Genomic DNA, 21,037 nt, shown 5'->3' on the forward strand with positions numbered 1-21,037 from the left:
TTTTTTGAGCGATATCCGCCTCCAGCCCACGACAGATGGGCGTGAGTAGCTACTAAATGCATAGCACCATGATCCAAACCCGCCTCTTGAGCTTGCCCCACGGCATCACCCTGTCCTGCCGCATGGCGGGCGACAACAGCCGGCCGGTGCTGATGTTTCTGCATGGTTTTCCGGAAGCGGCCTTTGTCTGGGATGGCCTGCTCGAACACTTTGCCCAGCCTGAAAACGGTGGCTATTTCTGCATCGCCCCCAATTTGCGCGGATTTGAACAATCCAGCGCACCGGCCGACCTCACCGCCTACCGCGCCAAACACCTGGTGCAGGACATCGCGGCGCTGGTGGCGCTGGTCGCGCCTGGCGGCGAGCTTGAAGCACTGGTGGCCCACGACTGGGGCGGCGCGGTGGCCTGGAGCGTCGCCGCAACTCTGCCGCAGTTGATGAAAAAACTCGTGATCATCAACTCGCCACATCCCGGCACGTTTTTGCGCGAGCTGCAGCATTCGCCGGCCCAGCAGGCCTCCAGCGCCTACATGAACTTCCTGATCCGCCCCGACGCGGAGGCCCTGCTGGCCGAGGACGATTTCCGTCGGCTCTGGCAGTTTTTGACCAATGGCAAGGACCCGCAGGCCAGCGGCGCGCCGGCCTGGCTGACGGAAGACGTCAAGGACCAGTACCGCGCGGTATGGCGCGCCGGGCTGACCGGTGGCTGCAACCTCTACCGCGCCTCGCCCTTGCGCCCGCCACGCCCCAATGATCCAGCCGCCGCCGCAGTGACCCTGCCGCCGGAGCTGCTGACGGTGCTGCTGCCGACACTGGTGCTTTGGGCCATGGACGACATCGCCCTGCCACCGGCGCTGATCGACGGGCTCGAAGCCTTTGTGCCGAACATGCGGCTAGAGAAGATTTCGGGTGCCTCGCACTGGATCGTGCACGAGCAGCCTGGCCTGGTGGCGCGCGCGCTGCAGGACTTTCTCAGCTTGGGTTGAACCCTTTCGACGCTCTGTTTTTGATAGCTTATAGCGCCCGTCTATTATGGGCTGAAGGTCTAAAAGGCTTGTAAGCACTCAGTAGATCGACGGCTCACCGTCGGGCCGGCTCTTGAAACGCTTGTGCACCCAGTAGTACTGCGCCGGCATGGTATTGATGTAGTTCTGCAGCCGCGCATTCATCAGCGCCGTGTCGGCCACAAAGTCTGCCGAGGGTACGTCGGTCCAGGCCGTCATCACCTCCACCTCATAACCCGTGGCTGTCATGCGCGTCACGACCGGAACAACCCTGGCGCGGCCCAGTTTCGCAAAACGCGACAGCGAGGGCACGGTGGCGGCATCCACGCCATAAAAAGGCACAAACACCGACTCTTCCGGCCCGAAGTTCATGTCAGGTAACAAATACAGCGGCTGGCCCGCGCGCAGCGCGCTGATGATGGGCTGCACCCCTTCAGCGCGGCCGAACAGCCGCGCATTGGCAAAACGCCTGCGGCCACGCAAGATCCAGCGGTCCAGCAGCTTGTTGGCCTGGTCGGTATAGATGGTCGTGAAAGCGCGCGGCAGTTGCTGCGTGAGCGCCGCCCAGCCGGCATCCAGCCCGACAAAATGCGGCGCAAACAACACCACCGGCTGCTCGCCGTCCAGTTCGGTCAGCGCGCCCTTGAGCTGCAGGCGCCGCCTGAGTTTGTCCGGATGCCCATGCCAGAGCCAGCTTCGGTCCAGCCAGGCCTGGGCAAAAAACACAAAGGTCTGCCGTGCCAGGGCCTGCCGCTCACCCTCCGGTCTTTCCGGAAAACACAAGCGCAAATTGGTATCCACGACCCGACGGCGCGGGGCAGCCAGTATGTAAAGCAACCAACCGAGCGCCACGCCCATGGCCCGCACCAGCGGCAATGGCAGCGCTGCCAGCAGTTGCATGAACACAATGCCGCTGCGGGTAAACAGGTGACTGACGAGTTGGCGCGGGGTCTTCAAGGCACGCCCTCATCGGCATGCTGCTGACGCGGCTGCTTGTAACGCGCGTAGCCCCACAGATACTGACCTGGCTGGCTCAGCACAATCGCTTCAATCGCCTGGTTGATGACCGTCACCGCCGGCAGCAAATCGGTTTTGGGCAAGCTGTCGAGCGCGGCCAGCGGCGGCCAGATTTTCAGGAAATAGCCTTGCCCGCGCGCCAGCCGTTCACAACTGACCGGCAGCACCACCGCGCCGCTTTGCAGCGCCAGCCGCGCGGCCAGGGTCATGGTGTAGGCCGGCTTGTCGAAAAACGGCGCCCACACGCCCTGCCCGTCGGGCGGAACCTGGTCAGTCAGCAGCGCTACCGCCTGATTGTTCTTGAGGGTGCGAAACATCTGGCGGATGCCGCTGAGGCTGGCCGGCACCACCGTGAGCCCGGGCCGGCTGCGGGCCAGCAGTTCCAGCCGCGCCAGCCAGGGCTTGCGCGCCGGCCGATAAATCGCGGTGATCGGTCCATACAGTTCGGCCAGCGCCTGCGGCCCGAGTTCAAAGCTGCCGCAATGCGGGCCGAAAAAAATCACGCCCTTGCCGCGCGCAAAAGCGGCATCGACCTCGCCCTGCCCTTCGATGCGCACATTGCCCAGGCAGGAGGCCGTGGGCGGACGCATCCACAGCTTAGGCAGCTCGGCCACAAACCGCCCGGCTTCGCCTATGGCTGGCTGCGCCGCTTCAAACGCGAGCCCGGCTTGGGCCACATTGGCGCGAAATTCGCGCCGGTAACCGGGGCTGAGCCACCAGATCAACCAACCCAAACCGGCGCCCAGCGCATGCAGCGCAGGCAACGGCCAGTGGGACAGAAACCGGAACAGATGGAGCATGAAAGGGTAAAAGGGCAGGAGCGCAGGCGCTGGGAAAAGCGGTGAAGCGATATAATGGAGGCTGTCGCCGAGTTACTGAACAACTTGCAGGGCGACATTAAACCAAACTGCTAAAGCGTTCGCCGAGGCACCCCAAGCCGGCAACGCGCCGACTAACTTCATGGAGTGTACGCAATGGCGAACGATTTTCTCTTTACTTCCGAATCCGTCTCCGAAGGCCATCCCGACAAGGTGGCCGACCAGATTTCCGATGCCATCCTCGATGCCATCTTCAAGCAGGACCCGCTGTCCCGCGTCGCCGCTGAAACCCTGACCAACACCGGCTTGGTCGTGCTGGCCGGCGAGATCACCACCAACGCGCATGTGGACTACATCCAGGTCGCGCGCGACACCATCAAGCGCATCGGTTATGACAACACCGAGTACGGCATCGACTACAAGGGTTGCGCCGTGATGGTCTGTTACGACAAGCAGTCCAACGACATCGCCCAGGGCGTGGACCACGCGTCCGACGACCACCTCAATACCGGTGCCGGCGACCAGGGCCTGATGTTCGGCTACGCCTGCGACGAGACGCCCGAGCTGATGCCCGCGCCGATTTATTACGCCCACCGCCTGGTCGAGCGCCAGGCGCAGTTGCGCAAGGACGGCCGCCTGCCTTTCCTGCGTCCGGACGCCAAGAGCCAGGTCACCATGCGTTATGTGGACGGCAAGCCGCACAGCATCGACACCGTGGTGCTGTCGACCCAGCACAGCCCCGACCAGAGCGAAACCGCGCACAAGATGAAGGCCTCCTTTGTCGAAGCCATCATCGAGGAAATCATCAAGCCGGTGCTGCCCAAGGAATGGCTGAAAGACACCAAGTACCTGATCAACCCGACCGGCCGTTTTGTCATCGGCGGCCCGCAGGGCGATTGCGGCCTGACCGGCCGCAAGATCATTGTCGACACCTACGGCGGCGCCTGCCCGCACGGCGGTGGCGCGTTCAGCGGCAAGGACCCCTCCAAGGTGGACCGCTCGGCCGCCTACGCTGCGCGTTACGTTGCCAAGAACATCGTGGCGGCCGGCCTGGCCAAGCAGTGCCAGATTCAGGTGGCCTACGCCATCGGTGTCGCGCACCCGATGAACGTGACCGTCTACACCGAAGGCACCGGCGTGATGTCGGACGAAAAACTCTCGGCCCTGGTCAACGAACATTTTGACCTGCGCCCCAAAGGCATCATCCAGATGCTGGACCTGCTGCGCCCGATCTACGAAAAAACCGCCGCCTACGGCCACTTCGGCCGCGACGAGCCGGAATTTACGTGGGAGAAGACAGACAAAGCCGCTGCGCTTCGCGCTGCAGCCGGCCTGTAACGCTGTCCCACCCACAAAAAAGCCACCGCTAGCGGTGGCTTTTTTGTGCACGAAATTTCACCGGTTAAAAGGCGTGGGATCTATAAATTTGCCGCCACCAGCCTCCGACGGCTTGGCGTTCGGATCGGGCTGGGACTGCGTTTTATTCGTGCCTTCTTCACCCAAGGTCTTGCTGGGCGGGGCGTCTTTTTTCACCTGATTTTCATTGTCGTCACCATGCTTGCCTTGGCCAACGCTTGTTTCACCCATGATGCTTCCTTTGGCTGACTGCGTTCCAATTAGCGCTCAACTCGCAAAGCCGGACGAATGACAGACAGCTTGTGGGGGCCGCTTGTCGTTGGCAGGCGCACTGGTATTGACCAAAAACGGCCAAGGAGAGCGCACTGCGCCACCGCGAACACCTGTGCCGGCAAACTTTCCGTCGCCTGCGGATACGTGTCCGGACCGCTGGCCCGGCTGGCTGCCAGTCATCTCAATCACAAATTGATTCATACATCGTCCCCGTTTGGGCAGGCCGCCCATAAATTTGATCTAGCAACCACTTTAGGTGGGCAATCCAGCGCCAGATGTCGGACGCAGGCCAGACTTTTGTAGGACAAACCGAAATGATTTCCGGGGGCAACGCTGCGCCAGAGGCGCGGTCAGAGATCGTGGGGCCTCCATTTTTCTGATTTTTGACTTGAAACTGCCACTAAACAGCCTTATGATTAGCACTCGATGGTATTGAGTGCTAACAACGCCGCTCAAGCCAGCCATTTCACAAGCACCGCATTGCACGCTGTGCTTTTTGATTATCCCAACTGTTTCAAACAAGGAGCTCCCATGAAACTTCGTCCCCTGCACGACCGCGTGATCGTCAAACGTGTCGAAAACGAGACCAAAACCGCCTCCGGCATCGTCATTCCTGACAGCGCCGCCGAGAAGCCTGATCAAGGCGAAGTGCTGGCCGTTGGTCCTGGCAAGAAGAACGACAAAGGCGAAATCGGCGCCATGGCCGTCAAGGTCGGCGACCGCGTTTTGTTCGGCAAATACAGCGGCCAGACCGTCAAGGTCGACGGCGACGAACTGCTGGTCATGAAAGAAGACGACCTCTTCGCGGTTGTCGAGAAATAAAGCTACTGCGCGGCCGCCATGCGTCGTTACTCCGTGCTCGCAATCCTCACGTACTTGAGTACGTTCCGGTTGCTGTGCGCGGCGCGCCTAGCCTGACAGCCGCTCGCTACGCTTTCTTTCACCACAACGGTACCTGTAAAACTTTTTTGAATATTCTGGAGAATTAACATGGCAGCAAAAGACGTCATTTTCGGCGGCGAAGCCCGCGCACGCATGGTCGAGGGTGTCAACATCCTGGCCAACGCAGTCAAGGTTACCCTGGGCCCCAAAGGCCGCAACGTGGTGCTGGAGCGCTCTTTCGGCGCCCCCACCGTGACCAAGGACGGTGTGTCCGTCGCCAAAGAAATCGAACTCAAGGACAAGCTGCAGAACATGGGCGCGCAGATGGTCAAGGAAGTGGCTTCCAAGACGTCTGACATCGCTGGTGACGGCACCACGACCGCTACCGTTCTGGCTCAGGCCATCGTCCGCGAAGGCATGAAGTATGTCGCCGCCGGCATGAACCCGATGGACCTGAAGCGCGGCATCGACAAGGCTGTGACAGCCCTGGTCGAAGAGCTGAAAAAAGCTTCCAAGCCCACCACCACCAGCAAGGAAATTGCCCAGGTCGGTACCATTTCCGCCAACAGCGACGAAGAAGTCGGCAAGATCATCGCGGAAGCGATGGACAAAGTTGGTAAAGAAGGCGTTATCACCGTTGAAGACGGCAAGTCCCTCAACAGCGAACTCGACGTGGTTGAAGGCATGCAGTTTGACCGCGGCTACCTGTCGCCTTACTTCATCAACAACCCGGAAAAGCAGTCCGCGATTCTGGACAACCCTTTTGTGCTGCTCTACGACAAGAAGATCAGCAACATCCGCGACCTGCTGCCTACCCTGGAGCAAGTTGCCAAGTCCAGCCGTCCGCTGCTGATCATCTCGGAAGACGTCGAAGGCGAAGCCCTGGCTACGCTGGTGGTCAACACCATTCGCGGCATCCTGAAGGTTGTGGCTGTCAAGGCCCCTGGTTTCGGCGATCGCCGCAAAGCCATGCTGGAAGACATCGCCACCCTGACCGGCGGCAAGGTCATCGCTGAAGAAGTTGGCCTGACACTAGAAAAAGTGACCCTGGCTGACCTCGGCCAGGCCAAGCGCATCGAAGTGGGCAAGGAAAACACCATCATCATCGACGGCGCCGGCGCGGCTGCTGACATCGAAGCCCGCGTCAAGCAGGTCCGTGTCCAGATCGAAGAAGCAACCTCCGACTACGACCGTGAGAAGCTGCAAGAGCGCGTGGCCAAGCTGGCCGGCGGTGTTGCCGTGATCAAGGTTGGCGCTGCCACCGAAGTCGAAATGAAAGAGAAAAAAGCCCGCGTGGAAGACGCCCTGCACGCAACCCGCGCTGCAGTGGAAGAAGGTATTGTGGCCGGCGGCGGCGTGGCCCTGCTGCGCGCCAAGCAGTCTGCTGGCACCATCAAGGGTGACAACGCTGACCAGGACGCCGGCATCAAGCTGATCCTGCGCGCGATTGAAGAGCCGCTGCGCATCATCGTCGCCAACGCTGGCGAAGAGCCAAGCGTGGTGGTCAATGCGGTGCTGGCCGGCAAAGGCAACTACGGCTACAACGCCCAGAACGGCACCTATGGCGACATGATCGACATGGGTATCCTGGACCCTACCAAAGTGACCCGCACGGCATTGCAAAACGCAGCGTCTGTGTCGTCGCTGATGCTGACGACCGAGTGCATGGTGGCCGAGGCTCCGAAAGACGAGTCCGGCGCCGGCGGCGGCGGCATGCCTGGCGGCAGGGGAGACATGGGCGGCATGGGCGGCATGGGCAGGTAATCCGGCTACTGCGCAGGCGCCATGCGTCGTTGGGCGGTGCTCGGAATCCTCACGTACCCCAAGGTACGCTCCGGTTCCTCCGCTCCGTCCGCCTGGCCTGGCACCTGCTCGCTACGCCGTCCGGACATTCCGGACAACAAAAAACCCGCAGGGCTCGCGCCCTGCGGGTTTTTTTTTTGCGCGCCTGAACTCAGACCGGATCGTCGTTGTTGCCGGGCTGGACCCACCAGTAGATCAGCACCAGCAAACCGATGATGGTCAGGGCGATCAGTTGCCACCAGCCGCTTTTGCCGATGTCATGCAGGCGGCGCGCGCCCACGGCGAGCGCCGGCAGCAGCAAGGCCAGGTTCACCAGGGCATTGATCACATCGCCGAACATCGAGGCAGCAATCGACACCAGGATCTGGAACAGGAAAAACCACCAGAACTCCGGACGCGATGCGCGCCCGGAAAAGGTGGCGTATTTGGCAAAACAGGTCGAGATGGCTTGACCGAAGTTCATGGGTTCTCCTCCTCAGGAGTGTCAGGGTAAATTCCCCGCGACATGATATTCGACGGGGATGACGCGAGGCCCTGGCGCAGCCGCTCAGGCCAGGGAGCCGCCGGAGCGTGCCTCACTTGCTGCCCGGGGTGCCGGGTCTCGTGCAACGGGCAAGCCCACCGGGGCGCTGTCGCCCCGTTTGAGCCGGTTGACCACCTCCAGAAATCCGGCTATCAAGGGAGCCGACTGGCGCTCCGCCAGGCAGATCACATGCACATGCGTGCTGATCGCCATGTCCGCGATGGGCAACACCGTCAGGCGCGAATCCGGCAAAAAAGCGGTCTGCGCCACCACACCGAGGCCCAGACCCTGGGCCACCGCTTCCCGTACCGCCTCCCGGCTGCCCATTTCCAGCGAACTGCGCACGCGCACGCCGGCCGCCGACAATCCGGCTTCAAACACCGACCGCGTCTGCGAGCCCTGTTCGCGCAGTACAAATTCCTGGCCTTCCAGATCGGAAAGCTGCATGTCCTTCAGGCGCGCCAGCGGATGCGTTGCCGCAGCAAAAACGATCAAGGCCTGGCGGCGGTAGGGAACGCAATACACCCGTTCGTCATCGACCGCATGCAGCAGCACACCCACATCGTCGCGGTGGTCCAGGATGCCCTCGACGATTTGCCGGGAATCACCCACGCTGACCGCCAGGCGGATTTTCGGAAACAGGGCGCGATAACCTGCAAGCATGGGCAACACGTTGTAGGGCCCTACCGCGGAAATTTTCAGATGCCCTTCGTACTGGCTGCGTGCACTCAGCAGCAGCAGCGCCGCCTGCTGCTCGGCGCGATAAATGCGGTTGCTGACCTCGTGCAGTGCATGGCCAAATGTCGTGAGTTCCACCCCGCGTCCACGGCGCACAAAAAGCTCCACGCCAAAACGTTTTTCCAGTCCTGCGATATGCGCCGAAATGGTCGGCTGGCGAATCCCCAGCAGGCGGGCGGCCGCCGACATGCTGCCGCTGCGGGCAGTCGCATCAAATGCTTTCAGTTCAGCGGAAGACGACAGATCCATAGGTTTGATCTATAGGTTAATCGGCAGAGATGACAGTTTGATTAATACCGGTGTCATGCACGCTGCAGATACTGGGTGCATGGATCCTCCACCGGGTTCCGTCCTTCACATCAACCTGGCCGACTGTCATGAACAACACCCACGCTTCAGTTGCTTCCCGCGTTTTTCAGGCCGGAAGACAGGCACAGGTCGCGCTGCGCACAGAGGCGATCGAGGTCACCTACAACAACGGCACGCGCGCCCTGCATCCCACATCGCTGGATTTTGCGGAGGGTGAGTTTGTCGTCCTGCTGGGCGCATCCGGCGCGGGCAAGTCCACGCTGCTGCGTTCATTGAACGGGCTGGTTTGCCCCGGCGCCGGGCAGGTCGTGGCTACCGATATCGGGCCCTTGTCCGAACCGGCCAAGCTGCGCCGTCACCGCCGGCAGACGGGCATGGTCTTTCAGCAGCATCACCTGATCGGGCGTCTGTCCGTTCTGGCGAATGTGCTGATGGGCCGGCTGGGCTACCACAGCGCCCTGGCCACCCTGGCCCCATGGTCGCGGGCCGAAAAGGAAGGCGCGCTGGCCGCGCTGGACCGGGTCGGCTTGCTGGACCGCGCGCTGGACCGGGCCGACCAGTTGTCTGGCGGCCAGCAACAGCGAGTGGGCATCGCCAGGGCCCTGGTGCAACAACCGAAGCTTCTGCTGGCCGACGAGCCGGTGGCCAGCCTGGACCCGAGCACCGCCGAGCGCCTGCTGGCACTGTTGCACGGCATTTGCCGCAGTGACGGGTTGACGCTCATTGTCAGCCTGCACCAGGTGGAATTTGCACGCCAGTTTGCCGACCGCATTGTGGGCCTGCAGGGCGGCTGCGTTGTTTTCGATGGCACGCCGGCGGAACTGACACCGGAGCGCGCCCAGAGCCTGTATCGCGCTGCAGGCGATCCAGCGCCGGCCAAACGCCCCCTTCCCACCCTTGTCCATTTGCAATCCACCGGAGTCCTGTCATGAACCGTCGCCACCATCTGCTCGCCCTCACCGTCCTGGCCACCAGCCTGGCTGTCCCGGCATTTGCCCAGGGCAAAGATCCGGCCAAACTGCGCGTCGCCCTGCTGCCCGACGAAAACGCCGCCACGCTGATCCAGAATGCCCAGCCCCTCAAGCAGTACCTCGAGCAGACCCTGAAGAAGGACATCGAGCTCATCGTCACCACCGACTACTCCTCGATGATCGAAGCCATGCGTTTCGGCCGCATCGAAGTGGCGTATTTCGGTCCGTTTTCGTATGTGCTGGCCAAATCCCGCGCGCCCGAGATCGAGCCCTTCGCGGTCGGCGTCGAGCGTGGCTCCCCCACCTACAACTCCATCCTGATCGCCACCGCAGGCGGGCCGGTCAAGTCCCTGGCCGACATCAAGGGCCAGCCTTTTGCCTTTGGTGACCAGGCTTCCACCTCCAGCCACCTGGCGCCACGCGCGCACCTTCTGAAAAAAGCCGGGCTGGACGGCACGAAAGATTACAAACCTGTGCACCTGGGCGCCCACGACGCGGTGGCCCGCGCGGTGCAGGCAGGCCAGGTCCCGGCCGGCGCGCTCTCCAAGGCGATCTTCGACACCCTCGTGACCAAGGGCACGATCGACGCCAGCAAGGTGGTGCAACTGGACCTGTCGGCGCCGATTCCCAACTACCCCATGGTGATGCAGGGCAACCTGGCGCCGGGGCTGAAGCAGGCCCTGCGCTCAGCGTTCCTGACGATGAAAGACAAGGAAGTGCTCAGGGCGTTTCGTGTGGATGGCTTTGCCGCCACCGACGACAAGGCCTACGACGTGCTGCGTGAGACGGCCACGCTGCTCAAGCTCGATCTGGCAAAAACCAAATGACGAGTGCAACAAGCGCCGCGCGTTACACGCAGATTCTTTCGCTGGCCAGCCTGCGATCGGGCCGCCAGGCACGGCTGGTGGCCTGCATCGTCGCGGTTTGCGTAGGTGCGCTGTGGCTCACCGGCTTTTTCGACCTGACGCGGTTTGTCGAGGGTGCGCCGGCGGTGGCGCAGCTGGCGTCCGAAATGGTGCCGCCCGACTTTTCGCGCTGGCAGAGCTGGCTCAAGCCGCTGCTCGATACGCTGGCCATGTCGATCGCCGGCACGGCGCTGGCGGTGCTGTTTTCACTGCCGCTGGCCCTGCTGGCCGCGCCCAACACCACGCCCAATGCCGTCGTTTACCGGATGACGCGCGTCTTTCTGGCAGCGTTCCGGTCGGTCCCGGAAATCATCCTGGGCATCCTGTTTGTGGCCGTGGTCGGTTTCGGCGCCCTGCCCGGGGTACTGGCGCTGGCGCTGCATTCCATGGGAATGGTGGCCAAGTTTTACGCCGAAGCGATTGAGCATGTGGACCCCAGGCCGCTGGAAGCGGCCAGTGCCGCAGGGGCCAGCCGCCTGCAAGTCATCACACATGCCGTGCTGCCGCAGGTGCTGCCACAGCTGGCCGACATCACCATCTACCGCTGGGAGTACCACTTCCGCGCCTCCGCGGTGCTGGGGATTGTCGGCGCCGGCGGCATCGGTTTCGAGCTGATGGCCGCGCTGCGGCTCATCAAGTACGACGAGGTGTCGGCGATATTGCTGGCGATCCTGGCCTGCGTCCTCGTGGTTGACAGCATAGGCGCAGCCTTGCGCCGAAAATTGAAATAATGACATCCAACAAATTCCAATGAGCACACGCCCGAAAATTCTGGTCACCCAGCATATCCATGAAGACGTGCAGCGCCGCCTGTCCGCGCATGGCGAACTCGACATGAACACCGGCCCGGACCCCTGGCCCGCATCAGAGGTGATACGGCGCGCCGCGCAGGCTACGGCCATCATGGGGTTCATGACCGACCAGGTCGACCAAAACCTGCTTCGCGCCGCGCCGCACCTGGAGATCGTCGCCTGCGCGCTCAAGGGCTTTGACAACTTCGACGTGCAGGCCTGCACCGAGGCCGGCGTCTGGCTCAGCATCGTGCCGGACCTGCTCACCGAGCCGACGGCAGAGCTGGCCGTCGGCCTGGCCATCACACTGGCCCGGCATGTGCGGCAGGGGGACGCCTACGTCCGCTCTGGCAATTTCGAAGGGTGGCGCACGCATTTTTACGGCACCGGTTTGCACGGTTCCGTCGCTGCCGTGGTCGGGCTGGGCCATGTCGGCCGGGCGATAGTGCAACGACTGTCCGGTTTTGGCTGCGCGCGCATCCTCGGGGTGGATCCCGGCGCGGCGCCGCCGGGCGTCGAGATGGTGGCGCTCGAAACTGCCGCAAAACAGGCCGACTTCCTGTTTGTAGCCGCCCCGCTCACAGCCTCGACCCGCCACCTGGTGGGCGACGCGCAGTTCGAGCAGGCCAGGGCCGGCCAGCTCGTCATCAACATCGGGCGGGGATCGGTGGTGGACGAAGCCGCGGTGCTGCGGGCAATAAAAGCCGGCCGCCTCGGGGGTTACGCCGCCGACGTGTTTGCCTGCGAAGACTGGCAGCTCAATGATCGGCCACGGGTGATTTCTCCCGAGCTGCTGGCGCAGGACAACACCGTCTTCACCCCTCACATCGGCTCCGCGGTCCACAGGGTGCGAGTGGCCATCGAGCAAAGTGCCGCCGACAACATCATTGCGGTGCTGCAGGGCAGAAACCCTCCCGACGCCATCAACATGCCGCACAAAGTCGCTGCCTGAGTAGCGCAGGGCACTCCGCCTGCGACCCCGCGCACGCAACAAAAAACCCGCAGGGCTCGCGCCCTGCGGGTTTTTGTTGCAGGTTCAGAATCAGGCGACCGGCTTGAAGTCGTAACCGTTGCCCAGCTTCTCGATGCGGCCAAACGCCGGGAAGGGGAAGTGGAAACCACCGGCGGTCATATTCTCTTGCACCGTCATCTCGAAGACCTTTCGACGCACCTCGCGCGCAGCGGCAGCATCCATATCAAACACCACGGCCATGTCGGGATTGCGGGCGAACAGCTGCGGGATGTTGGTCAGGTCGGCCAGGTAGGCGAACTTAAAGCGGTAGCTCTGCGCCACGAACAGGGTGTGACCCGGCGTGTGTCCGAAGGCGGCGACCGACTTGAGGCTGTTCGCACCACGGATGATCTCGGTCCCCGGCACGAACTTGACCAGACGGTCTGCCCCCAGTCCGCCCATGACACGGCGCACATTCGCGAAGGCGCCCTTCATCGCTTCGGGAGCGGCAGCCATACGAGCGTCGTCCATCCAGAAGTCGTACTCCACCGTCGGGACCATGATCTTGGCGTTCGGGAACACCAGCTGGCCGGCCTTGTTGCGTACGCCGTTGATGTGGTCGCCATGGAAGTGACTCAGGATCACGGTGTCGATGTCCTCCACCTTGTAGCCCGCTGCATTCAGGTTGCTAACCAGCCGGCCCGTGGTCGGTCCACCGTTGTCAGAAAAACCGGTGTCGATCAGCACGCGGCGGTTGCCCATGACGATCAGGAAGGCGGTGTAGGGCACATCGATGTAATCGGTGGGCAGATTCTGCGAACGCAGCAGCGCCTGCACCTGGTCCAGCGGCGTGTTGCGCACAAACTCTGCAGCCAGGGGGCGGCGGGTCACGCCGTCATTGAGCGCGATAACCTCCATGTCACCCATCTGCTGGCGGCGATAACCCACCTGGACCACGCTGGGTGCGCCAAAATTCGGGGCGTTTTGCGCCACCAGGGGAACGAAGGATCCGGCCAGGTAGGCGGCGGCAGCGGCGCCCCCTCCGACAAGCAGGTCACGGCGATTGATCATTTTTATAGCTCCTGAGTCATGGGTTGAAGAAACCCATGAATGCTCTCCGACTCAGGCAGCGACCGCCCGCGGCGCCCTGATTACCCGGCGGCGGTTTGGGGGAATCCGGGTTATTCAGGCGATTGCAGCCGCTGCAGCAAGCCGGCCGTGGAACCATCGAGCCCGGCCGCATCACCCGAGTCCAGCCGGCTTTCCAGGGCTTTGGCCAGCACCTTCCCCAGCTCGACCCCCCACTGGTCGAAACTGTTGAGGCCCCAGATCGCACCGCTGACAAACACGCGGTGCTCCTGCAACGCGATCAGGGCGCCCAGGCTGGCCGGGGTCAGTTCTTCCAGCATGAGAAAGGTGCTGGGCCGGTTGCCCGAGAAATGTTTGTGCCCACCCACGTCGCTTTTTCCCTGCATCAGCGCCTGGGCCTGGGCCAGCACATTGGCCAGCAGCTTGTTGTGGTGGCCCGGCAGGCTGCGCGCAGCGCGCTTGACGGCAACAAACTCGACCGGCACCACTTCGGTGCCCTGGTGCAGCATCTGGAAATAGGCATGCTGGCCATTGGTGCCGGGTTCGCCCCAGAGCACGGGCGCCGTCGCAAACGGCAGGGCCTGGCCGTTCAGGTCAACGCGTTTGCCGTTGCTCTCCATCTCGAGTTGCTGCAGATAGGCCGGCAGGCGGCGCAAGGCGCTGCTGTAAGGCGCAATGCTGCGGCTGGTGAAACCGTGGAAGTTGCGGTACCAGACATCAAGCAGGCCCAGGCGCACCGGCAGGTTTTGAGCGAGGGGCGCGCTGCGGAAGTGTTCGTCCATCGCATGGGCGCCGGCCAGGAAATCCCGGAATCCCTGCGCGCCAATCGCCATCGCCAGTGGCAGACCAATTGCCGACCACAAGGAATAGCGGCCGCCGACCCAGTCCCAGAAGCCGAAGGTGGTGCTGACGCCGAAAGCTTTCGCCGCCGCCACGTTGGTCGTCAGCGCGGCAAAATGACCGGCGATGTCTGTGCCACCCTGCGCTTCAAACCAGTGTTTCGCCGAGCCGGCATTGGTCATGGTCTCGGTGGTGGTGAAAGTCTTGGAGGCAATCAGAAACAGCGTGTTGTGCGGCTTGAGTTGCGCCAGCACACCGGCGAGTTCCTGACCGTCGATGTTGGAGACAAAGTGCAGGCGCTTGCCGAGTTGACGAAATTCTTCCAGCGCCAACACCGCCATCTGCGGCCCCAGGTCGGAGCCGCCAATACCTATATTGACAATGTCGGTGATGGCCGCGTCATGCCGCACCTGCTCGGCATAAGCCAACATGGCATCCAGCGTCCGGTGCATCTCTGCCAACTCATTTGCTATGTTTTCAGGAGCTGCTTGCGCCCGTCCAGTATGGGCTGGGGCCGGATTTCGCAATAAAAAATGCAAAACTGCTCGGTTTTCAGTGCGGTTGATGGCCTCACCGGCAAACATCGCGTCGCGGCGATCCTCAAGCCCGCACTGGCGCGCGAGGTCCAGCAGCAGGCTTTGCGTTTGCACGTCAATCAGGTTTTTCGACAGGTCGGCAAACACATGGGGCGCGTCCTGGCTGAATTCCGCAAAACGCTGCGGGTTGGTAGCAAACGCCTCTCGCAGGTCAAAGGTTTTGGCGTTCGCCGCGTACAGCGCCCGCAGCGCCGCCCAGGCGGGTGTGCGGTCGCAGCGGATCATGGCTTCACTCATGCGGCGGCCAGCATCAATTTTTCGAGCTTCACCGCATCCGCCGCAAACGCGCGTATGCCTTCGGCCAGTTTTTCAGTGGCCATGGCGTCTTCATTGAGGGCGTAGCGGAAGGTCACCTCGTCAAAATCGACGGCGGGCAAATCCAGCGCCTGGGCGGCTTTGGCGTCCAGTGCGGGCTGCAGCGGCGCCTCGCTGGCGGCGAGCTGGGCCAGCAGTTCCGGGCTGATGGTGAGCAGGTCGCAGCCGGCCAGCGCGGTGATCTGCCCGATGTTGCGAAAACTTGCGCCCATGACCTCGGTGGCAATGCCGAAATGTTTGTAATGGTTGTAGATCTCGCGCACCGACAACACGCCCGGATCATTGGCACCCGACTTGGCGGCCTCGTCCCAGGCAGCGCCGCCCGACTTTTTGTACCAGTCGTAAATACGCCCGACAAAAGGCGAGATCAGTTGTACCTTCGCCTGGCCGCAGGCCACGGCCTGGCAGAAGGAAAACAGCAGGGTCAGGTTGGTGTGGATGCCACGGTCCTCGAGCCGGCGCGCGGCCTCAATGCCTTCCCAGGTCGCCGCCACCTTAATCAGCACGCGGTCGATGTGGATGCCTTCAGCTTCGTACAGCTCGATGATGCGCTCGCCACGGGTGAAGGTGGCGTTGCTGTCAAAGCTCAGGCGGGCATCGACCTCGGTCGAGACGCGGCCGGGGATGATGGACAGGATCTCGCAGCCGAAGCGCACCAGCAGGCGGTCCATGGTTTCGTCGAGGGCCCGGCTGCGGAACTTGGCCATGGTGTCCAGCAGCAGCGGCTGGTACTCGGGCTTTTGCACGGCTTTGAGGATCAGCGACGGGTTGGTGGTCGCATCCTGCGGCTTGAAGGCGTCGAGCTGTTTGAAATCACCGGTGTCGGCAACCACGGTGGTGAACTGTTTGAGAGCGTCGAGTTGGTTCATGGTCGAAGTGTAGATGTCTGGCGCCGGCAGGCCTGTCGGCGGGGGCCCTGATTGAGTTACGATTATGCGCACAGAATATGAAACTTTATTACATGGCGATTGATGATGAGCTTTGACCTGGTCCTGTTCGGCGGTACGGGCGACCTCACCTGGCGCAAGCTGCTGCCCGCCCTGTTTCAGGCCTTCCGGCACGGATCGCTGCCAGCGGATGGCCGCATCGTCGGCGTGGGCCGCGATGCGATGAGCGATGCACAGTACCGCGCACTGATCCAGTCGCGCTTTGACAGCGTGGAGCTCGCCAAACGCCCCAGCGGCGGCGAATTCGAGCGTTTTGCCGCCCTGCTGCACTACCTGCGCATGGACCTGTCCCAGCCCGCCGACTATGCGCAACTGGCCGATACCCTGAAAGCGCGCCAGGCCGAGACCGTGGTGATGTACCTGGCGACCGCGCCGGCACTGTTCACCGGCATTTGCGAAAACATGGCCGCTGTCGGGCTGAACGGCCCGCAAACCCGCGTGGTGCTGGAAAAACCGCTGGGCCATGACCTGGCCTCGAACCGCGCCATCAACGAAGCGGTGCTGCGTGTATTGCCGGAAAAGCAGATCTTCCGCATCGACCACTACCTGGGCAAGCCATCCGTACAGAACCTGTTTGCCATGCGTTTCGGCAACTCGCTGTTCGAACCGCTGTGGCGCCGCGAAAACATTGCCAACATCCAGATCACGATTGCCGAGGAGCTCGGCGTTGAAAAACGCGGCGCCTTCTACGACAGCACTGGCGCGCTGCGCGACATGGTGCAAAACCATGCGCTGCAATTGCTCTGCGCCATCGGTATGGAGCCGCCCATCAACGCCCATGCCGACGCGATCCGCGACGAAAAACTCAAGGTGCTGCGTTCGCTCAAGCCCTGGACCCCTGAAACGCTCAAGCAGCATGTGGTGCGCGGCCAGTACGCCGCCGGCAGCATAGCCGGCGAGGCGGTGCCCGGTTACCTGCAGGAAAGCGGCGTCAAACCGGACAGCCGGACCGAAACCTTTGTGGCGTTGCGCACCGAGATTGCCAACTGGCGCTGGGCCGGCGTGCCGTTTTACATACGCACCGGCAAACGCCTGGCCGACCGCGACGCCCACATTGAGGTCAACTTCCGGCCGACGCCGCATGCCATCTTCAAGTCACCGCAGGGCGCAGGCAACCGCCTGGTGATCAACCTGCAGCCCAAGGACGGGCTGGAGCTGCACCTGTTCGCCCAAGGCCAGGACAACCGGGCTGGCGCACGCGCCTCCAGCCAGACGCTGGCGCCAGTGCAACTCGACCTGGACTTTGACAAGCGGTTCGGCACCGAACGCGTCGGCGCCTACGAGCGCCTGCTGCTCGACGTGATCAATGGCCGGCTCAACCTGTTTGTGCGCAGCGACGAGCAGGAAGAAGCCTGGCGCTGGGTTGAACCGATTCTGGACGCCTGGCAGCAGGACAGCTCGGGACCGCGTCCCTACGCGGCGGGCACCTGGGGCCCCAGCGCTTCCAGCGCGATGATTGCCAGGGACGACTATTGCTGGAGCGAAGAATGTTAGCCCCCACGCTCCGCACTGCCGTGTCGTCGCTGCCCCCCGAGGGGGCCGCTGCGCCTGCGGGCCGGCAAAGCCGGACCCGCGGCCCCTGCTTGCAATACGCAGTCCGGTATGTGGCGCGCGGCTTCCGGGGCTTATCCAGTGCTTGACCGCATCAAGGCCTGCCTGCCGTCGCTGGCGCCTGCTGAGCAGCGGGTGGCGCACCTGGTGCTGGGCGATCCACGCGCTTTTGCGAATCTGCCGGTGACGGAGCTGGCGTCGCGCGCGCATGTCAGCAAACCAACGGTGATCCGGTTTTGCCGCAGCGTCGGTTACGACGGCCTGTCCGACTTCAAACTCAAGCTGGCCGGCAGCGTCAGCGAGGGTGTGCCCTTCATCCACCGCAGCGTGGACGTGGACGACAAAACCAGTGATGTGCTGGTCAAGGTCATCGACAACACGGTGGCGGCCTTTCTCAAGTACCGCAACGACGCCAGCTCGGTCGCGATTGAAAAAGCGGCAACGGCGCTGGCTGCCACCTACCAGACCGGCCAGCGCATCGAGTTTTTCGGCGTCGGCAACTCCGGCATCGTGGCACAGGACGCGCAGCACAAGTTTTTCCGACTCGGCGTGCATTCGATCGCCTACAGCGACGGCCACCTGCAGGTGATGAGCGCTTCGCTGTTGAGGCCGGGCGATTGCGTGGTGATCATCTCCAACTCGGGCCGCACCCGCGACCTGATGGACGCCGAAAGTATTGCGCGCAAAAACGGCGCCACCACCATCGTGATCACCGCCAGCGGCTCGCCCCTGGCCTCGGCCGGCCACATCCACCTGGCGGCCGACCACCCGGAAGGTTATGACCGCTACAGCCCCATGGTGTCGCGACTGCTGCACCTGATGATCATCGACATCCTGGCCACCTGTGTGGCGCTGCGCATAGGCGGCGAGAAGCTGCAGCCGTTGCTCAAGGAGATGAAAAACAATTTGCGCAGCAAGCGCTACGCTTGAGCCGCCTGGGGGTGTGAGGCCAACTTGGCGTCGGCAGCCCTACAAAGTGTGGGTTCGGTCACCCTGCGCAAAGCCCATCGCCTGCCACCCGCCCCAGGGGCGCTCCGGTGAATCGACCACAAAGGCGATCGCCTTGAACAGCTCACCCATCTCATGCTCGTTGATGAGTTTTTGCACCATCACGCGTTCGGCCAGCGGCGCGTCCTCCATGCCGTCCAGCACGGCGCAGTTCAGCAGAAAACGCGCCTGGCTGGTGTAGCCCAGCACCTGCAGGCCCGCCTGCTGCCCGGCCAGCGCGATGCTGCTGAAGTTGACATGCGCGGTGATGTCTTTTTCCCCCACATCCTGCAGCGCGTCGGCATCGACCCGATGCCCGCGGTGGCACATCAGCGTGCCCATGCTGCGTTGCAGGTGGTAATACTCATGCTCGGGAAAGCCGTAGTCAATCAAAAACACCGCGCCGGCCTGCAGCCGGTCGGCCAGGGTGGCAACAAAAGCCTCGGCCTGCGAGTGGATCTCGGTCAGGTAATCGTGATTGCCCGCCACGTCAAATGACGGACGCAGGACAGTCGGCTGGTCAGCATGGACAAACAGGGCATCGTGAACGGCCACGCCGCGTTCGAACCAGGCGCCATCGCGGCGCACCAGCAACTGGACCGGCATCGCGTCCAGCACCTCGTTGCCGACCACCACGCCCTGCATCTGCGCGGGCAGCTCGCTGACCCAGCGCACCGTGTCGCCCCAGAGCGCCAACCGCTCGCGCTGCCGCGCCTGCAGCGTGCCGGACAAATCGACGATGGTGTAGCTTTTGACCTGCGGACCCAGGGCGCCCAGCAACTGCTGCGCAAGCGCGCCCGAGCCGGCGCCAAACTCCCAGATTTCGGCTGTTGCCGTTGCCTGCAGCGCCTGCGCCACCTGCCGCGCCAGCGTCTGGCCAAAACGCGGCGACAGCTCGGGCGCAGTCACAAAATCGCTGCCCGAGCCAGGCATGAGGCCGAATTTGCGCGAGTCATTGGCGTAATAACCGAGGCCGGGCGTGTACAGGGCCAGGGCCATGAAGCGGTCAAAGCTGATCCAGCCGCCGGCTGCGGCGATGGCCTCACGGATGTGCGCGGCAAGGGCGCTCGTTAAACTAGGGGGTGTCGGCGTGTTTGGGGGAGTCACCCCCGAATTGTCGGCGATTGCACTGCACCCTCCCATGCCACCTGTTTCCCCTGCTCCTGTTGTTCTCGTCACCGGCGCCGCGCTGAGGCTGGGCCGCGAGATTGCGCTCGCGCTGGCTGCGGGCGGCTGGCGCGTGGCTGTGCATTACCGCAGCTCGGAACAGGATGCTATTAAAACTGTAGCTGACTGCGACCGACTGGCAGGGGCTGCAGCCCGGTTTTGTTGCGACCTCGAAGATGAGGCAGCGGTGCAGCTTTTGTTGCCGCAGGTGATCACACATTTTGGCCAGGTCGATGCGGTGGTCAACAACGCCTCCACCTTTGAACACGACAGCGCGGCAAGCTTCAGTTTTGCAGCGCTGGAAAAACACATGCGCAGCAATACCGGCGCGGCAATTGTGCTGGCGCAGGCCCTGCATGCCCATGTGCTGGCGCGACAGGCGCAGGGCGCGGCCGCTGGGCAAAACGGCCGGTTTGCGGTCATCAACCTTCTAGACCAGAAACTCTGGAACCAGAACCCCGACTTTTTCAGCTACACCTTGTCCAAAGCGGCGCTGGAAGCAGCCAACACCATGCTGGCGATTGCGCTGGCGCCACAACTGCGGGTGGTGGGCGTGGCGCCGGGACTGACGCTGACCAGCCATTTGCTGAGTGAGGAAAAATTCGCAGCGCTGCACACGCTGTCTCCGCTGGGCCGCTCGTCCAGTGCGGCCGATGTCGCCGCCACCGTCAAATTCGCGCTGGAAAATACGTCCATCACCGGCACCACCCTGCTGGTGGACGGCGGCCAGCACCTGATGAAATTCGAGCGCGATTTCTCACTGATGTGAGCGCGCTTTCCTACACACGCACCGCAGCCCGATACCCAAGATGTTCAATACCAGTGGCAACCAGATACTGACGCTGACCGGTTTGCGCTTTGACGCCAACCTGGGCATTCTTGACCAGGAGAAAACCGCGCCGCAACCGATACAGGTCGATGCGGAGCTGAACCTGGGCACGCAGCCGCTGCTGCCCAGCGATGACGACATCCACCATGTGCTGGACTACCGCAAGGTGCGGCAGATCATCATCAACGAGTGCCGGGCCGAACATGTGAACCTGCTGGAAACGCTGATCGGCAAATTGGCGCACCGGCTGATGCAATTGCCCGGCGTGCTGGGCGTGCGTGTGAAAATTGCCAAGCTTGAAATTTTTGACGACTGCGAAGTGGCGATTCGGGTCGAGACCGGCCAGTGGTAAGGTTTAAAAGCCTCAAGGAAAA

The 21,037-nt window shown here is 62.8% G+C and carries 21 protein-coding genes and 1 other RNA gene; 13 read left to right on the plus strand and 9 right to left on the minus strand.

Translation table 11 applies throughout. From position 1 onward, the window contains the following. Positions 1–68: 68 nt before the first annotated feature. Entirely contained in the window at positions 69–986 is a 918-nt protein-coding gene (locus Q8O29_RS08195) for an alpha/beta fold hydrolase (protein ID WP_305561681.1), read from the plus strand. A gap of 78 nt (positions 987–1,064) precedes the next feature. Here the strand turns inward: Q8O29_RS08195 and Q8O29_RS08200 are convergent, their stop codons facing one another. Then, positions 1,065–1,961: a lipid A biosynthesis acyltransferase gene (locus Q8O29_RS08200; protein ID WP_305561683.1), complete on the minus strand. Its 897-nt coding sequence runs from the start codon at positions 1,959–1,961 to the stop codon at positions 1,065–1,067. Beyond that, complete coding sequence (locus Q8O29_RS08205; protein ID WP_305561685.1) at positions 1,958–2,821, minus strand: lysophospholipid acyltransferase family protein; 864 nt, start codon at positions 2,819–2,821, stop codon at positions 1,958–1,960. Before Q8O29_RS08205 ends, Q8O29_RS08200 begins: the two co-directional genes overlap by 4 nt. Before the next feature lie 174 nt (positions 2,822–2,995). On the opposite strand from Q8O29_RS08205, the gene metK reads away from it, so the two are divergent. Next, a complete protein-coding gene (metK, locus tag Q8O29_RS08210) occupies positions 2,996–4,177 on the plus strand; it encodes a methionine adenosyltransferase (protein ID WP_305561687.1) in 1,182 nt (393 codons plus the stop codon). Between the two features lie 57 nt (positions 4,178–4,234). Here the strand turns inward: metK and Q8O29_RS08215 are convergent, their stop codons facing one another. Continuing rightward, complete coding sequence (locus tag Q8O29_RS08215; protein WP_305561688.1) at positions 4,235–4,426, minus strand: hypothetical protein; 192 nt, start codon at positions 4,424–4,426, stop codon at positions 4,235–4,237. A 573-nt stretch (positions 4,427–4,999) separates the two neighbouring features. On the opposite strand from Q8O29_RS08215, the gene Q8O29_RS08220 reads away from it, so the two are divergent. The 3 genes from Q8O29_RS08220 (at position 5,000) to Q8O29_RS08230 (ending at position 7,240) form a co-directional block, all read left to right on the plus strand. Further along, positions 5,000–5,290: a co-chaperone GroES gene (locus Q8O29_RS08220; RefSeq protein ID WP_305561690.1), complete on the plus strand. Its 291-nt coding sequence runs from the start codon at positions 5,000–5,002 to the stop codon at positions 5,288–5,290. A gap of 168 nt (positions 5,291–5,458) precedes the next feature. Then, the gene (gene groL / locus Q8O29_RS08225) at positions 5,459–7,114 is read left to right on the plus strand and encodes a chaperonin GroEL (protein WP_305561692.1); all 1,656 of its coding nucleotides are present in this window, start codon (positions 5,459–5,461) and stop codon (positions 7,112–7,114) included. Positions 7,115–7,165: 51 nt separating this feature from the next. Then, a non-coding RNA gene (locus tag Q8O29_RS08230) (sX9 sRNA) lies at positions 7,166–7,240 on the plus strand. A 64-nt stretch (positions 7,241–7,304) separates the two neighbouring features. Here the strand turns inward: Q8O29_RS08230 and Q8O29_RS08235 are convergent. After that, positions 7,305–7,616 (minus strand): DUF805 domain-containing protein, encoded by a 312-nt coding sequence (locus Q8O29_RS08235; RefSeq protein ID WP_305561694.1) that lies wholly within the window; start codon positions 7,614–7,616, stop codon positions 7,305–7,307. A gap of 84 nt (positions 7,617–7,700) precedes the next feature. Next, positions 7,701–8,663, minus strand: coding sequence for a LysR substrate-binding domain-containing protein (locus tag Q8O29_RS08240; protein WP_305561696.1), 963 nt, complete (start codon positions 8,661–8,663; stop codon positions 7,701–7,703). 128 nt (positions 8,664–8,791) lie between these two features. On the opposite strand from Q8O29_RS08240, the gene phnC reads away from it, so the two are divergent. From phnC to Q8O29_RS08260, 4 genes are read left to right on the plus strand one after another with little or no spacing between them, the layout of a single operon-like run. Further along, entirely contained in the window at positions 8,792–9,655 is an 864-nt protein-coding gene (gene phnC / locus Q8O29_RS08245; RefSeq protein WP_371134181.1) for a phosphonate ABC transporter ATP-binding protein, read from the plus strand. After that, positions 9,652–10,521: a phosphate/phosphite/phosphonate ABC transporter substrate-binding protein gene (gene phnD, locus Q8O29_RS08250; RefSeq protein WP_305561698.1), complete on the plus strand. Its 870-nt coding sequence runs from the start codon at positions 9,652–9,654 to the stop codon at positions 10,519–10,521. Before phnC ends, phnD begins: the two co-directional genes overlap by 4 nt. Further along, positions 10,518–11,330, plus strand: a complete 813-nt coding sequence (gene phnE / locus Q8O29_RS08255) for a phosphonate ABC transporter, permease protein PhnE (protein WP_371134182.1) — start codon at positions 10,518–10,520, stop codon at positions 11,328–11,330. The genes phnD and phnE overlap by 4 nt, the downstream gene beginning before the upstream one ends. 19 nt (positions 11,331–11,349) lie before the next feature. After that, positions 11,350–12,342 (plus strand): NAD(P)-dependent oxidoreductase, encoded by a 993-nt coding sequence (locus tag Q8O29_RS08260; protein ID WP_305561700.1) that lies wholly within the window; start codon positions 11,350–11,352, stop codon positions 12,340–12,342. A gap of 90 nt (positions 12,343–12,432) precedes the next feature. Here the strand turns inward: Q8O29_RS08260 and Q8O29_RS08265 are convergent, their stop codons facing one another. From Q8O29_RS08265 to tal, 3 genes are all read right to left on the minus strand, one after another. Then, on the minus strand, positions 12,433–13,413 hold the full coding sequence (locus tag Q8O29_RS08265) for an MBL fold metallo-hydrolase (RefSeq protein WP_305561702.1): 981 nt from the start codon (positions 13,411–13,413) through the stop codon (positions 12,433–12,435). A 110-nt stretch (positions 13,414–13,523) separates the two neighbouring features. Beyond that, entirely contained in the window at positions 13,524–15,104 is a 1,581-nt protein-coding gene (gene pgi / locus Q8O29_RS08270; RefSeq protein ID WP_305561704.1) for a glucose-6-phosphate isomerase, read from the minus strand. Further along, positions 15,101–16,051: a transaldolase gene (gene tal, locus Q8O29_RS08275; protein ID WP_305561706.1), complete on the minus strand. Its 951-nt coding sequence runs from the start codon at positions 16,049–16,051 to the stop codon at positions 15,101–15,103. The genes pgi and tal overlap by 4 nt, the downstream gene beginning before the upstream one ends. A gap of 105 nt (positions 16,052–16,156) precedes the next feature. Here tal and zwf point away from each other — a divergent pair, with 105 nt between their 5' ends. Both zwf and Q8O29_RS08285 read left to right on the plus strand, forming a co-directional pair. Continuing rightward, positions 16,157–17,623 carry a glucose-6-phosphate dehydrogenase gene (gene zwf / locus Q8O29_RS08280; RefSeq protein ID WP_305561737.1) on the plus strand — a complete coding sequence of 489 codons (1,467 nt, stop codon included), beginning with the start codon at positions 16,157–16,159 and terminating at the stop codon, positions 17,621–17,623. A 138-nt stretch (positions 17,624–17,761) separates the two neighbouring features. Next, positions 17,762–18,610, plus strand: coding sequence for a MurR/RpiR family transcriptional regulator (locus tag Q8O29_RS08285; RefSeq protein WP_305561708.1), 849 nt, complete (start codon positions 17,762–17,764; stop codon positions 18,608–18,610). Positions 18,611–18,649: 39 nt separating this feature from the next. On the opposite strand, the gene Q8O29_RS08290 is transcribed toward Q8O29_RS08285, so the two are convergent. Next, positions 18,650–19,810, minus strand: a complete 1,161-nt coding sequence (locus Q8O29_RS08290; protein ID WP_371134183.1) for a class I SAM-dependent methyltransferase — start codon at positions 19,808–19,810, stop codon at positions 18,650–18,652. On the opposite strand from Q8O29_RS08290, the gene Q8O29_RS08295 reads away from it, so the two are divergent. Continuing rightward, positions 19,809–20,603, plus strand: a complete 795-nt coding sequence (locus Q8O29_RS08295; protein WP_305561712.1) for an SDR family oxidoreductase — start codon at positions 19,809–19,811, stop codon at positions 20,601–20,603. The two genes, Q8O29_RS08290 and Q8O29_RS08295, sit on opposite strands and share 2 nt — an antisense overlap. A 40-nt stretch (positions 20,604–20,643) precedes the next feature. Further along, positions 20,644–21,015 carry a dihydroneopterin aldolase gene (locus tag Q8O29_RS08300; protein WP_305561714.1) on the plus strand — a complete coding sequence of 124 codons (372 nt, stop codon included), beginning with the start codon at positions 20,644–20,646 and terminating at the stop codon, positions 21,013–21,015. Positions 21,016–21,037: the final 22 nt, after the last annotated feature.

Origin of the sequence: Polaromonas sp. (assembly GCF_030689685.1) — a bacterium.
Lineage (GTDB): Bacteria > Pseudomonadota > Gammaproteobacteria > Burkholderiales > Burkholderiaceae_C > Polaromonas.

What these genes read in the sequence shown, in the direction of transcription:
- Q8O29_RS08195 (WP_305561681.1), top strand. Translation starts at nt 69, where the DNA reads ATGATCCAAACCCGCCTCTTGAGCTTGCCCCACGGCATCACCCTGTCC.
- Q8O29_RS08205 (WP_305561685.1), bottom strand. Translation starts at nt 2,821, where the DNA reads ATGCTCCATCTGTTCCGGTTTCTGTCCCACTGGCCGTTGCCTGCGCTG.
- metK (WP_305561687.1), top strand. Translation starts at nt 2,996, where the DNA reads ATGGCGAACGATTTTCTCTTTACTTCCGAATCCGTCTCCGAAGGCCAT.
- Q8O29_RS08215 (WP_305561688.1), bottom strand. Translation starts at nt 4,426, where the DNA reads ATGGGTGAAACAAGCGTTGGCCAAGGCAAGCATGGTGACGACAATGAA.
- Q8O29_RS08220 (WP_305561690.1), top strand. Translation starts at nt 5,000, where the DNA reads ATGAAACTTCGTCCCCTGCACGACCGCGTGATCGTCAAACGTGTCGAA.
- groL (WP_305561692.1), top strand. Translation starts at nt 5,459, where the DNA reads ATGGCAGCAAAAGACGTCATTTTCGGCGGCGAAGCCCGCGCACGCATG.
- Q8O29_RS08235 (WP_305561694.1), bottom strand. Translation starts at nt 7,616, where the DNA reads ATGAACTTCGGTCAAGCCATCTCGACCTGTTTTGCCAAATACGCCACC.
- Q8O29_RS08240 (WP_305561696.1), bottom strand. Translation starts at nt 8,663, where the DNA reads ATGGATCTGTCGTCTTCCGCTGAACTGAAAGCATTTGATGCGACTGCC.
- phnC (WP_371134181.1), top strand. Translation starts at nt 8,792, where the DNA reads ATGAACAACACCCACGCTTCAGTTGCTTCCCGCGTTTTTCAGGCCGGA.
- phnD (WP_305561698.1), top strand. Translation starts at nt 9,652, where the DNA reads ATGAACCGTCGCCACCATCTGCTCGCCCTCACCGTCCTGGCCACCAGC.
- phnE (WP_371134182.1), top strand. Translation starts at nt 10,518, where the DNA reads ATGACGAGTGCAACAAGCGCCGCGCGTTACACGCAGATTCTTTCGCTG.
- Q8O29_RS08260 (WP_305561700.1), top strand. Translation starts at nt 11,350, where the DNA reads ATGAGCACACGCCCGAAAATTCTGGTCACCCAGCATATCCATGAAGAC.
- Q8O29_RS08265 (WP_305561702.1), bottom strand. Translation starts at nt 13,413, where the DNA reads ATGATCAATCGCCGTGACCTGCTTGTCGGAGGGGGCGCCGCTGCCGCC.
- pgi (WP_305561704.1), bottom strand. Translation starts at nt 15,104, where the DNA reads ATGAGTGAAGCCATGATCCGCTGCGACCGCACACCCGCCTGGGCGGCG.
- tal (WP_305561706.1), bottom strand. Translation starts at nt 16,051, where the DNA reads ATGAACCAACTCGACGCTCTCAAACAGTTCACCACCGTGGTTGCCGAC.
- zwf (WP_305561737.1), top strand. Translation starts at nt 16,157, where the DNA reads ATGAGCTTTGACCTGGTCCTGTTCGGCGGTACGGGCGACCTCACCTGG.
- Q8O29_RS08295 (WP_305561712.1), top strand. Translation starts at nt 19,809, where the DNA reads ATGCCACCTGTTTCCCCTGCTCCTGTTGTTCTCGTCACCGGCGCCGCG.
- Q8O29_RS08290 (WP_371134183.1), bottom strand. Translation starts at nt 19,810, where the DNA reads ATGGGAGGGTGCAGTGCAATCGCCGACAATTCGGGGGTGACTCCCCCA.
- Q8O29_RS08300 (WP_305561714.1), top strand. Translation starts at nt 20,644, where the DNA reads ATGTTCAATACCAGTGGCAACCAGATACTGACGCTGACCGGTTTGCGC.